At 65.0% G+C, this 13,470-nt stretch carries 8 protein-coding genes and 1 pseudogene; 6 read left to right on the plus strand and 3 right to left on the minus strand.

What is annotated here, in order from left to right; genetic code table 11:
• Positions 1–39: 39 nt before the first annotated feature.
• The 3 genes from ACZI8W_RS25270 to ACZI8W_RS25280 form a co-directional block, all read right to left on the minus strand.
• Positions 40–318 carry a hypothetical protein gene (locus tag ACZI8W_RS25270; protein ID WP_463371281.1) on the minus strand — a complete coding sequence of 93 codons (279 nt, stop codon included), beginning with the start codon at positions 316–318 and terminating at the stop codon, positions 40–42.
• Positions 319–453: 135 nt separating this feature from the next.
• Positions 454–1,410 (minus strand): hypothetical protein, encoded by a 957-nt coding sequence (locus tag ACZI8W_RS25275; protein WP_463371282.1) that lies wholly within the window; start codon positions 1,408–1,410, stop codon positions 454–456.
• Positions 1,411–1,450: 40 nt separating this feature from the next.
• Complete coding sequence (locus ACZI8W_RS25280; RefSeq protein WP_463371283.1) at positions 1,451–1,810, minus strand: hypothetical protein; 360 nt, start codon at positions 1,808–1,810, stop codon at positions 1,451–1,453.
• A gap of 219 nt (positions 1,811–2,029) precedes the next feature.
• On the opposite strand from ACZI8W_RS25280, the gene ACZI8W_RS25285 reads away from it, so the two are divergent.
• The 6 genes and pseudogenes from ACZI8W_RS25285 to ACZI8W_RS25310 all read left to right on the plus strand — a co-directional run.
• Positions 2,030–2,422: a barstar family protein gene (locus ACZI8W_RS25285; RefSeq protein WP_463371284.1), complete on the plus strand. Its 393-nt coding sequence runs from the start codon at positions 2,030–2,032 to the stop codon at positions 2,420–2,422.
• Between the two features lie 115 nt (positions 2,423–2,537).
• A complete protein-coding gene (locus ACZI8W_RS25290) occupies positions 2,538–2,897 on the plus strand; it encodes a hypothetical protein (RefSeq protein WP_463371285.1) in 360 nt (119 codons plus the stop codon).
• 290 nt (positions 2,898–3,187) lie between these two features.
• The gene (locus ACZI8W_RS25295; protein ID WP_463371286.1) at positions 3,188–6,634 is read left to right on the plus strand and encodes a DEAD/DEAH box helicase family protein; all 3,447 of its coding nucleotides are present in this window, start codon (positions 3,188–3,190) and stop codon (positions 6,632–6,634) included.
• A 13-nt stretch (positions 6,635–6,647) separates the two neighbouring features.
• Positions 6,648–8,744, plus strand: coding sequence for an MMPL family transporter (locus tag ACZI8W_RS25300; protein ID WP_463371287.1), 2,097 nt, complete (start codon positions 6,648–6,650; stop codon positions 8,742–8,744).
• Between the two features lie 45 nt (positions 8,745–8,789).
• On the plus strand, positions 8,790–12,104 hold the full coding sequence (lysX, locus tag ACZI8W_RS25305; protein WP_463371288.1) for a bifunctional lysylphosphatidylglycerol synthetase/lysine--tRNA ligase LysX: 3,315 nt from the start codon (positions 8,790–8,792) through the stop codon (positions 12,102–12,104).
• 140 nt (positions 12,105–12,244) lie between these two features.
• A pseudogene (locus tag ACZI8W_RS25310) lies at positions 12,245–13,470 on the plus strand (ATP-binding protein); the annotation flags it as partial.

Genomic DNA, 13,470 nt, shown 5'->3' on the forward strand with positions numbered 1-13,470 from the left:
GCCGATCATTGGGGGGAGCTCACTACCGGTGGAAGCCCATTATTCGGGGAGGAATTGTTCAACCGTCATCGGGAAGCGGGCTTGGTCCAGTCGAGCGTGTAGCGGTAGTAAAGGCGGCGGATACGGCTCGCTGCCCGGCAGCACCATGGCAGCGGTGCGCCGGATATCAGCGAGTGACTCCCGCGGCTGCTCGGTCGTCATGCCAGGGTAATCAGATTCGTTGTGGATCTTGCTCATCACGCGGATCGGGAGGACAAGCGCCCCGGCGATGATCCAATCGACTACGGTCTTGTTCGCAGAAAGCCCCACGACGCGCAATCGGCCTCCCGGGGCCAGCAGTTGGGCACACCGGAAACAGATCCGTCGCCCCTGCTCGTCCCCGCACTTTGACGACCTTGGCGGTGCGGCAAGACGACCGCTGCACCGAACTGCTGACCGGCCCCGACGGGACGTTCAGCTGCGGACGCTGCACACTCGGTAGCCCACCACCCGGGTGCCCCGCTCGGTCGGCCACAATCCCGGATTCGCGGCCGGATGGAACCGATCCCGAACCTGCTCGACATAGCTCCGCAGACCCTCGATGGCCCACTCGAACTCCGGCAGCGAGAGCACCGAGCGACGCTTGGGAATGCTGCCTTTGGACGACTTGCCGTGCCGCACATGTATCAACGCGAAGCTGCCCCACTGCGGTGCCTTCGGGTTCGAACGCAGATCCACCAGGTCCAGGCCCAGCACCTCGCGCCGCCGCAGACCCCACGCGTAGGTCGTCTTGAGCAACTGTGTATCCCGCAGCGCCGCCAACGCACCCTTGCGCCCCTGCCGCACCAGCTCGTCCACCCGGCCGTCCGCGACCGCGAACAATGCCTCCAACTCGGCAGAGGCAAGGACCGCCTCGATGCACTGCCTGGACCCGCCCACATAGCTGGCCATCAGGTCGATATCCGTCCCCACACACCATGCACGGTCCTGCGGCCACCACAGGTTCGGCGAGAGCAGAGTGCGGAACCGGTTGCCTGCCGCGGTGATCGCATCGGCGATCAGGAACATTTCCATCCACCCTGCCTGCATGCGGCCAGCGTGTTCACGGACATCGTCGAGGTTGGTGTGGCCTTCCCATATCGCGAACCAGCACTGGTCCGCGGTCGTGGTGAAGGAGGTGAGCACGGCGATCAGGGCGCGGGCGGTTGAGCCGTCCAGATTTCCGGTCGCCGGACATTTGTCCCACAGGCCCGGCTGTCCCTGGCGGCGGCTCGCAGCAGCGGCGGTGATGAACTCCCACTCCATCAACGGGTGCGCGATACGGCCGTTCGCCTCCGCCACTTCACCCCAGGTGACCGGCTCGACCTCACCGGCTGCAGGGCCGGTCCGGCGATGAGCCGGAGGGAGAACCCGGGCGTAGGCCTCGAACACCGCGGTCCAACGCTCGGAACATCCTGGTAGGAGCAAGAAGCTACTGACCGAACGTCGAGCGCAAATTGGCGTTGATGAGCACGTTCACGCGCTTGCGCATCCGGATGATCGTCTCGTCGTCCGGTATCGGATCATCGACCGTCAGCCTCCAGCACAAGGTGGTGTCGCTGCGCCGTGATCCGGAGAGCTCGAAACGGATCCGGGCATCGCGGCGCCACGGCCAGATCGACGTCCACACCACCAGACCCGGCTCGACAGCCTCGACGACCTCGGGGCGTTGTTCGTCCTCGTGCAGAATCAACCACGGGCGCCTCGGATCCCGGTCGGGGTCGATCAGGGCCTGGTAGACGATGTGCGGCGGGGGCGGCTGCGGCCGCCGCCGACGCGCGATTTCCGGCATAGCGCGCACCCTAGCGTTTCCCTGCTGCGAGGCAGGGTCTTCCCTGGTGATCGCCGCGGTAGGTTCGTCGGCATGGATACCGCCCGGCACGTGCTGGCCTCACTCCGGGGCCGGCGATTCGCCGCCCACCTGGGCTATGCGTGCAGCATCGACGAACGAGCGAGCAACCACCGGGAACCACTGTTAGATGAGCCCTGGATCGGGAGGGATGGAGCTGGAATGCCGAAGCGAGATGCCGTGTACTTCATAGACGGCCGTCAAGTTCGATCGCTCGAGGATTTTTTCTCCGTTGTGGGCGAAGCAGTATCGGGGCCAGGTGGGTATTTCGGCCACAATCTGGACGCATTCGCTGACTGTCTGACCGGCGGCTACGGCACACCCGCGGACGGGAAGTTTCGCTTCATCTGGCAGCACGGCAGCGAGTCACGCTCAGCCCTCGGGTACGCAGAGACCGTTCGCCAGCTCGAGGTCCGGTTCGCGCACTGCCATCCCGACCACAAGGCGAGAGTGCGTCGAGAGCTGGACCGCGCGATTGCCGCCGAGGGTCCGACAGTGTTCCACTGGCTCGTGGACATCTTCGAATTCCGCAACGTCGAACTTGAACTTCAGTAGGAGAACGGCCCTGCCGAGGCTTCCGCCCTTCAATCCGATCGTCAACAGGACTCTACTTCGGGGATCGGAAGCACGACCTGGCGGGCGTAGTTGTTGAGATGCATCATTGACAACGATGTCGGAAGAGAATGTGAAGCTGAAGTCCGCATGTCTGGTGGGCGCTGTACTGGTTGTCACGTCGATCATGGGCGGCGCGGTTGTGGCGCATCGCAACTCCACCGGCACCAGTGAACCGGCCGGTCGGGAGGGAACTACCGTGTTCAGTTCGCAGGATCCTGCTCCGAGCGACGAGCCTTCGATCGAGGGCGACTACGATCCGTCGGTTGAGGATCCGTTCATCGAAGATGGCGAACCCGCAACATACGAAGAATTTGCACGGGACGCTGCGGCTGGACAAAACCCGAACGACCTGCCGCCAGTAGCGGGCGGCGGAGCAGTCACAGTCACTGAGCGTGAAAGCGAGCCTCCCCGATAGATCACACGGTGCCGTCGGCAACCTCGATCGGTTGCACGCGTTGTTCGCGCGGATCGTAGACGACCAGCCCTCCTATCTCTATCCGTGACGTACTATCCTTCACTCGATGCGCCGATGAGCAACGGTTGACACCATAAACTTTGACGGCAGCGGGCTTGCTCAAAGTTGTGGCATTTCTGGCACCCACGCTGTCGGTGCCGTCGGCTATCGTCCCCAGGTTCGGGCTTACCGAACATGCGCTGTGCCAGAATCTGCGCAGGACAGCCACGTCACAAGAGGAGCGCAAGCCCATGGTGGGGAACTTCGACTTCCTGCAGGCCGAGTGGCCGCAGCTGCACGCCGAGGCTAAGAAGGCCGAGCGAGACGCACTCTTCGATCCCCGCACCACCTGCTTCTACGCGCGCCGCACCGTCGAGCACACCGTGCGGTGGATCTACCGCACCCAGAACCTACCCGAACCGTACAAGTCCGATCTTGCCGCCCGGCTGCACGACGGCAAGTTCGTCGCTGTCGTGGGCCACTCGCTGGTCTCGAAGATGGATCTGATCCGGAAACTCGGCAACACCGCCGTCCATGAGGCTCGTCCGGTACCCAAGGACGCCGGCCAGAGGGCGCTCGCCGAACTGTTCCACATCCTGTCGTGGCTGGCCCGCACCTATGCGACGCAGCCGTCGAGCAAACCGTCACCGCAGCAACAGCTCGACCCGAACCGGCTGCCCAAACCCGGCGGCGGCGCCGTCGTCGCGAAGACCGTGGCGCAGCTCGGAAAGCTCGAAGCAGAGTTGACGGCCAAAGACGCCCAGCTCGAGCAGTCCGAGGCCGAGAAACACGACCTCATCGCACAGGTGAAAGCCCGCGACGCGGCCGTCGAACAGGCAGCACTCGAGAAGGCGAGCAGCGAACAGCTCATCAGAGACCTGCGCGCCCAGATCGCCGCCGCCCAGCAGGCGAGCACCGCGACACCCGACACCCACGACTACGACGAGGCGCAGACCCGTCGCGACCTCATCGACCTCCTGCTCGGCGAAGCCGGGTGGCTACTCGACCAGAAACGCGACCGCGAATACCCCGTCACCGGAATGCCCGACGACAAGAACGGGTTCGTCGACTATGTACTGTGGGGCGCCGACGGACTGCCGCTCGCCATCGTCGAAGCGAAGAAGACCACCGCCGACCCCACCGTGGGGAAGCAGCAGGCGAAGCTGTACGCCGACTGCCTCGAGCAGATGACGGGCCGGCGCCCGGTCATCTACTACACCAACGGATTCGAGCACTATTTCTGGGACGACTTGCGCTACCCACCGAGGCCGGTAGCCGGATTCCACACCCGCGACGAACTCGATCTGCTGATGGCCCGCCGCTCGTCGAGGAAGCCGCTCGCCGAGATTCCCGTCCCGCAGCAGATCGCGGGCCGGCCCTATCAGGAGAAGGCGATCCGCGCCGTCTCGGAGCGGTTCGAGCAGGAGAACCAGCGCGCCGCGCTCCTCGTGATGGCCACCGGCTCCGGGAAGACCCGCACCGTCGTCGCCCTCGCCGACATGCTGATGCGGGCCAACTGGGTCAAGCGGGTGCTGTTCCTCGCCGATCGCAAAGCCCTCGTCAAGCAGGCTGTGGGGGCGTTCAAGACGCACCTTCCCGACTCGTCACCGGTGAATCTGTTGACAGACAAGAACACCGAGGGTCGTGTGTACGTCTCCACCTACCCGACGATGATGGGCCTGATCGACGACACGGACGGCGGCACTCGCAGATTCGGCCCCGGCTACTTCGACCTCGTCGTCGTCGACGAAGCACACCGCTCTGTGTACCAGAAGTACCGACACATCTTCGGGTACTTCGATTCGCTGCTGCTCGGGCTCACCGCGACCCCGAAGGACGAGGTGGATTACAACACCTACCAGTTGTTCCACCTCGAAACCGGTGTCCCCACCGGCAACTACTCACTCGAGCAGGCCATCGCCGACGAATACCTCGTCCCACCGCGCGCCGTATCCGTGCCACTCACGTTCCCGCTGCAGGGAATCCGCTACGCCACCCTCACCGACGAGGAGAAGAAGCGGTACGAATCCATCGACTGGGGCGACGATGTGGCCGACGACGAGATCCCCGACCACGTGCAGGCCGAGGCCGTCAACAAGTGGCTGTTCAACATCGACACCGTCGACAAGGTGCTCGAAACGCTGATGACCCACGGGCACCGGGTCGCCGGCGGCGACCGGCTCGGCAAGACCATCGTCTTCGCCAAGAACGAACTGCACGCACGCTTCATCGCCGAACGCTTCGACGCCAACTACCCCGAGTTCAAGGGTTCGTTCGCTCGGGTCATCACTCATTCGGTCAACTACAGCCAGGATCTCATCGACACGTTCTCCCAGCCCGGCCAGGAACCACACATCGCGATCTCCGTCGACATGCTCGACACCGGCATCGACGTACCGGAAGTCGTGAATCTCGTCTTCTTCAAACCGGTGCGGTCGAAGTCGAAGTTCTGGCAGATGGTGGGCCGTGGTACCCGACTGCGCCCCGATCTGTACGGGCCCGGCCAGGACAAGACGGACTTCTTCATCTTCGACGCGTGCGGCAACTTCGACTATTTCGATCAGCACCCGGACGCGTCCGAAGGGGCGCTCGCGCCGTCGTTGTCCGAGCGGCTGTTCACCGCCCGGACCGACCTCGTGACCGCACTCGACCGCACCGGTGCCGCACAGGAATTACGCCGCGCGACGGCGGACACCCTGCACGCTCACGTCGCCGGGATGCGCCCGGACAACTTCATCGTCCGCACGCGACTACGGACGGTGGAGAAGTACACCGACCGCGGCGCTTGGGAGTCGCTGACCGAGCAGAAGGCCGCCGAGATCATCGATGACCTCGCGGGCCTGCCGAGTACCGTGCGCGACACCGACGAGATGGCCAAACGATTCGACCTCGCCGTCCTGCGTGGCCAACTCGCCGTGATCGTCGGTGACGGAAGCCTGCCCAAGCACGAAGGTGTGGTTCGCGGTGTCGCCGACGGACTCCTCGACGAAGGGCTCGCGATCCCCAAGGTGAAAGCCAAGGAGGAACTGCTCCGCGAGGTCGCCGGCGACGAGTGGTGGCAGGACATCACCGTGGAGATGCTCGAACACGCACGACGCGAACTGCGCTCCATCGTCGGGCTGCTCGAGAAGAAGAAGCGCGTCGTGGTGTACACCGACTTCACCGACACTCGCGGCGAGATCCTCGAACGCGGCATGCCAGAAATGCGGTCCGGCACCGACGTGGAACGCTACACCGCCAAGGTTCGCGACTACCTGCGCCGCCAACCCGACAATCTGGCCTTGCGAAAGCTGCGTTCGGGCACACCGTTGACACAGGCCGATCTGGAATCGCTCGAGGAATTGCTGGCCCGCAGCGGAGCCGGTGCGCCCGAAGACCTGGACCGTGCCGTCGCCAACGCCCACGGGCTCGGACGGTTCATCCGCTCTCTCGTCGGCCTCGACCAGCAGGCCGTGCAGGAGGCATTCGCGGAGTTCCTCGGTGAACGCACCGCCACCGCCAGCCAGATCGACTTCATCAACCTCGTCATCGGCCACCTCACCCGCCACGGCGAGATGGATCCGAAGCTGCTGTTCGAGGCACCGTTCACCGACACCGCATCCCAGGGCCCGACACAGTTGTTCGCACCCGAGCAGACGAAACGGCTACTCGGGGTGATCCGGTCGATCAGCGACTCCGCCGGAGTCGCCACCGCCTGACCAGGAGGAGCATTTGAACACCACGGCGGCACCGAATCCGCGTCGTTCGCGTCTACGGTGGCTGATACCCGCCGTTCTGCTGCTGGTGTGGCTCGGGATCGCGGGCGGGGGTGGGCCCTTCGCCGGCAAACTCAGCGAGGTCGCTTCGACGGACGCGAGCTCCTTCCTCCCCGCATCAGCCGAATCCACCCGTGCCGACGAAATCTACGCCGAGTTCAGAGACAGCGATGCCATCCCGGCCATCGTCGTCGCCGAGCGCGACGGCGGGATCACCCCGGATGACCTCGCATTCCTCGCCACCGAATCGGCAGGGCCGCCGCCCATTCCGTCCGAGGACGGGCAGGCCGCGCAGATGATCGTGCCGATCGACAGCAGCGTCGAGGTCAAAGACGCCGTCGAAGAGCTCCGGACCGCGCTCGAGGCCGCACCCGAGGGCCTCACCGTCCACGTGACCGGGCCGGCCGGGCAAGCCGCTGATCTGTCTGCCGCGTTCGCCGGAATCGACGGTCTGCTGCTGCTCGTGGCAGGCAGCGTGGTGCTGCTCATCCTGATCGTCGTCTACCGCAGTCCGCTGCTGCCGTTCGTCGTCGTGATCTCGGCCGTGTTCGCGCTCGCGCTCGCCAGCCTCCTCGTCTACCTGCTCGCCGAGGCAGGCACGATCGCGCTCAACGGGCAGAGCCAGGGCATCATGTTCATCCTGGTGTTCGGTGCGGCCACCGACTACGCGCTGTTGCTCGTCGCCCGCTTCCGGGAGGAACTGCGCATCCGGGACGACAAGTACACCGCGATGCGCATCGCGTGGCGCGGCGTCCTCGAACCCATCGCGGCGTCGGCCGGCACGGTCATCCTGGGTGTGCTGTGCCTGCTGCTGTCCGATCTGAACTCCAACCGCGGGCTCGGCCCCGTCGCCGCGATCGGGATCGCAGCATCGTTCGTCGCATCCATGACGTTCCTGCCCGCCGCACTCGTCCTGCTCGGCCGAGCCGCGTTCTGGCCCACCCGGCCGAAGTACGAACCGGGTTTCGACAGCGACAATCTCGACCAGGCCCACCGCTTCTGGAGCCGGATCGCCGGATGGGTGGGGTCGAAACCCCGCCCGATCTGGATCGTGTGCAGCCTCGTCCTCATCGCGTTCGCCCTGCTGTTGCCGCAGTTCAAGGCCAGCGGTGTCGCGTCGTCCGATCTGTTCCTCCTGCAGACCGATTCGAAGTCCGGGCAGCAGATCCTCGGTGAGCACTTCGACGCCGGCAGCGGCTCCCCCACCGTGATCATCGCGAACGAATCGTCGCTCGATGCCGTCATCGGCGCCGCTCGGATAGAGGGCGTCACCACCGTCGATCCGGTCGCCGGACCCGACGGCACCCCGGCTGTCGTCGACGGACGGATCGCCGCGCAGGCCACGCTCTCCGATCCGGCCGACTCGCTCGACGCCGAGCAGACCGTAGAACGGCTCCGTGACGCCGTGCACGCGGTGCCCGGAGCCGATGCGCTGATCGGCGGACCCACCGCGGTCGATCTCGACACCAAGGACACCGCCACCCGCGACCGCACGCTGATCATTCCGGTGGTCACGCTCGTGGTACTGCTGGTGCTCATCGCGCTCCTGCGGGCGGTCGTCGCGCCGATCCTGCTGATGCTCACCGTCATCGTGTCGTTCGCGGCCACCCTCGGCGTGTCGTCGCTGCTGTTCAACCATGTATTCGGCTTCCCAGGCGCCGATCCGGTGGTGCCGCTGTTCGGGTTCGTGTTCCTCGTCGCACTCGGCATCGACTACAACATCTTCCTCATGACACGGGTGCGCGAAGAGACCACGAAGGTGGGGACGCGTGTCGGTACGCTGCGGGCACTCACCGTCACCGGCGGGGTGATCACGTCGGCGGGAATCGTGCTCGCCGCAACGTTCTCCGCGCTGGCCGTGATCCCGCTGCTGTTCCTGGCGCAGCTCGCGTTCATCGTGGCATTCGGCGTACTGCTCGATGCGCTGCTGGTGCGGTCGCTGGTGGTCCCGGCGCTCACGATCGACATCGGCAGGAAGATCTGGTGGCCGAGCACACTCTCTCGCAATGACCCCGGCGCTCGGGCAGGCACCGACACGATCAGCGTGCCGTAGCGTCGTTCATTCGCAACACGCACGCGAGGGCGTTACGGTCGGGGCATGTCTGCGGAAATCACCGCGAGGCCGGATCCATCGTCCCCGGTGACGGCTCCGTCTCCCCCAGCACCCTCCCGTTTCCGCGCTCGCCTGGCGGCGGTGCCGCACGTCTTCGGGGTGGCGCTCGCCGTGTATGCGGGCGTGGTCGCGTTGTGGTCGCTTTCCCCGACGTTGCGCCTCTGGCTCCACACGCCCCGCGAATACGTCGACGAGTACTACTTCGACGCACCCGACACGAGTCTGTCGTTCGCGCTCGTCGTTGCGGTACTTGCCGCCGCGATCGCAGGGCGCAAACGTATCGCCTGGTGGATCCTCACGATCTACCTCGGTGGGTTCGCCCTCACCAATCTGATGCTCGCAATCGCGAACCGCGATCTGCATCATCTCGCGGCGCTGATCGTGCATCTGCTGCTCGTCGGCGTACTACTGCTCTCGTTCGGCGAGTTCGACACGCGCGTGCGGCCGGGGTCGATCCCGTGGTCGCTGGCGGTGCTCGTAGGAGGCCTCGCCACAGCGACGCTGATCGGCTGGGGCCTCGTGGAACTGTTCCCCGGATCCTTGCCTTCCGACGACCGCTTGTGGTGGGCGATCAATCGCGTCACCGCCCTGACCTTCATCGACAACGATCAGTTCGGTGGGCATACGCACTGGCTCGTCAGCACCACCCTCGGATTCCTCGGCGCGCTCGCGCTGCTCGCCTCGCTGCTCGTGCTGTTCCGGTCGCAACGCTCGTCGAATGCGCTCACCGACACGGACGAATCCGCGATCCGAGCCCTTCTGGACAAGCACGGTGACGATTCACTCGGCTACTTCGCGACGCGACGCGACAAGGCCGTGGTGTTCGCACCGAGCGGCAAGGCCGCCGTCACCTATCGCGTCGAGATCGGTGTGTGCCTGGCCTCGGGTGATCCCGTCGGCGACCCCGAAGCATGGCCGCATGCAATCGACGAATGGCTCGGGGTGGCCCGCGCCTACGGGTGGACTCCCGCCGTGATGGGCGCGAGTGAGGACGGCGCGCAGGCGTATCACCGTGCCGGGCTGTCTGTCCTGCAGCTCGGCGACGAGGCCGTACTGCACACGCAGGGGTTCTCCCTCACCGGCCACGACATGAAGCCGGTGCGGCAGGCCGTCAACCGGGCACGTAAACACGGTGTGTCCGTGCGGATTCGACGACACTACGATGTCGGCACCGTCGAGATGGCCAATGTCATCCGGCTTGCCGACGCCTGGCGCGACACCGATACCGAACGCGGATTCTCGATGGCACTCGGCCGGCTGGGTGATCCACTCGACGCGAACTGCCTGCTTGTCGAGGCCCTCACCGACGGGACACCGGTCGCGATGTTGTCGCTCGCGCCCTGGGGCGAAACCAATGTGTCGCTCGATCTGATGCGCCGCGACCCCGCGGCACCGAACGGCGTCGTCGAGTTCATGATCACCGAACTTGCCACGCACGCACCACTTTTCGGAATCAATCGGATTTCGTTGAACTTCGCGGTCTTCCGCTCCGCTTTCGAGGAGGGTTCTCGCATCGGCGCCGGCCCGATCATGCGGCTGTGGCGCTCGATCCTGTTGTTCTTCTCCCGGTGGTGGCAGCTCGAGGCACTCTACCGATCCAACGTCAAGTACCACCCCGAATGGGTCCCGCGATTCCTCTGTTTCCGCGACAACCGTGAGATCCCCCGCGTGGCACTGGCCTCCTCGGTGGCTGAGGGCTTCCTCACCGTACCCACCTTCGGGCGTCGGAAACTCATGAAACACACCGGAACCCATTCGATGGTCCCCGACGGGCTCGAAACACCGCACGACGACGGACATACGCCGGAGACCGGATTCGGCTCATCTCGCTCTACGCACACTGCCACTTCTCCTCGACGTCCCGAGCAGGACAGGGTGCGGTTGAACACGCTGGAGAGGATCATCGAGTACGGTGTCGACCCGTATCCGGTCGCCGACCCGCCGACCCATACCGTCGCCGAGGCGCTCGCCACGACACGCGGCGGTCCCGTCCAGATCGCCGGACGAATCCTGCGAATCCGCGACTTCGGTGGAGTCGTGTTCGCCGTCGTGCGCGACTGGTCCGGCGATCTGCAGATCCTCGTCGACCGCGAACGTGTCGGTGGTCGGAAATTCCTGTTCGATCTCGGCGATCTCGTGGAAGTGTCCGGAGAGATGGGTCGCAGTCGCAGCGGCGAGACCTCTTTGCTGGCCGACTCGTGGCGCATCAACGGTAAATGCCTGCACCCGCTGCCCGACAAGTGGCGCGGCCTGGTCGATGCGGAGGCGAAGGTCCGCCGACGCTACGTGGATCTGGCCATCGACCGCAGCGCCCAGCAATTGCTCGCCGCCCGCAGTGCCGTAGTGCGATCCCTACGCGACCAACTGCAGGACCGCGGGTATCTCGAGGTCGAGACGCCGATCCTGCAGTCGGTACACGGCGGGGCCAACGCTGCACCGTTCACCACGCACATCAACGCCTACGACACCGACCTGTATCTGCGCATCGCGCCCGAGCTGTATCTCAAGCGCCTGTGTGTGGCGGGAATGGAGAAGGTGTTCGAGATCGGACGCGTGTTCCGCAACGAAGGTACAGATTTCAAACACAATCCGGAATTCACGATCCTCGAGGCGTACGAGGCACACAGCGACTACGAGACGATGCTCACACTCGCTCGCATCTTGATACAGCGTGCCGCGGTCGCCGCGCACGGGCGGGAGATCATCGTTCGCCCCGACGACGACGGCACGCCGGTAGAGATCGACATCTCGGGCCAGTGGCCGGTGAAGACGTTCCACGACGCGCTGTCCGAGGCGCTCGGCACGTTCGTCGACGCGGAAACTCCGGTCGAGGTACTGCGCCGGATGTGCGACGAACGCTCGATCGCCTACGATCCGGCCTGGGACTCGGGCGCCACCGCGCAGGAACTCTACGAGCACCTCGTCGAATCACGTACCGAATTTCCCACGTTCTATACCGACTTCCCCGCCTCCGTCTCACCGCTGACCAGGCCCCACCCGCGGAAACGAGGTGTCGCGGCGAAGTGGGATCTCGTCGCGTGGGGTGTCGAGCTCGGCACCGCCTACAGCGAACTGACCGATCCGATCGATCAACGAGCGCGACTCACCGAACAATCGCTCCGCGCGGCCGGCGGCGACGAAGAAGCGATGGAACTCGACGACGACTTCCTGCGCGCCCTCGAGTACGCGATGCCTCCGACCGGCGGATTGGGTATGGGCGTCGACCGGATCGTGATGTTGATCTTGGGGGGCAGCATCCGCGAATCCCTCGCATTCCCCTTCGTGAAACCGCTCGATTAGACCACCGACGATCTCCAGTTCGTTTTTTACGCAAACTTTGGGATGAGACATGTACAAGATCACCGAAGTGGAGTAGAACCGTGTTCCGGCACTGTGGTGCCGCAGCTGCCACTCGTCTTTCGTGAAAGGTCCGTCCGAGCGTGAATCTCCGCCGCACCCGTGTGTTGCAGATCGGCAACTGGCGACTGAAGTACAAGCTCGGCGTCGTCCTGGCTGTTCCGTTGCTCGCCGCGATCGTGCTCGGCGGGCTCCGCATCACCACCCAGCTCGACGAAGCGCGCCGGTACAAGGCCTTGTCCGAGCAGATCGCCGTCACCCCGGCCCTGCTCGAATACTCCACCTCCCTGATCAGCATGGTCACCGTGACGGGCCTCGGTCTCGCACCCACGTTGTCCACCTCGGAGGAAGTGGCCGAAACGAGTCGGACCGTTGCCGGCATCGCTGCCGAGACCGGCCTGGAAGCCGCCATCGCGAGCGAGCTCGAAGCGCTCCTGGCGGACGGCGCGATCCTCAACGATGCGGTGATGGGCGGGAACATCTCACCGGAGGAACGCGAACGGCGGACCACCGACTTCCTCGTACGGTGCAAAGACATCTTCCGCAGCATTTTCGATCTTCTCGAAGACAACGTGGCACTTGTCGATGCCAACAACCTCCTCACCATGTGGGACGCACAGCTCAACCTGCTCCAGGAGACGGAATCGCTCGGGATGCTCGCGACCGACCCCGAAGCGGCCAAGGCACTCGCCACCAAAGCGATCGACAGAGAAGAATCGACGCTGCGGCTCCTCCTCGGCTCCCATCTCGATACGGGCCAGATCGAGGGGATGCTCGCCGATATCGGAGCACGGCGCAGCTTGATCCAGAACTACACCCCGACCCGCGAATTCGGTGAGCAGCTTCGTGCCTCGATGGTGTCGGCGCAGCCGGCGTATGCCGACGGTATCGTCCTTGCCAGCGAGCAGATCTCAGAGACACTCGACAAGCTCACCTCCGATGCCCGCTCCGCCGCCACCCGCGACGCGATCCTCGTCGCCATCATCCTGATCGCAGCCCTCGTCCTCGCCCTGTTCGTCGCGCGGTCGCTGAACATCCCCCTGCGGCGCCTCCGAGACGACACCCTGACTGCCTCCAACGCCGAACTCCCGGCCGCGATCGCCGCAGTCAAGGACGGCGCCGACATCAACAGCGTCCAACTCCCCCCCATCAGCATCGACACCGACGAAGAAGTCGGGGAGGTGTCGCGGGCCGTGGACTCGATGAAGAACGAAGCACTCCGACTCGCAGGCGAACAAGCCCACCTGCGACAACAAGTCAACGTCATGTTCGAAACCCTCGCACGACGCAACAAAACCCTCGTCGAACA

It is taken from the genome of Rhodococcus ruitaii (assembly GCF_055230935.1).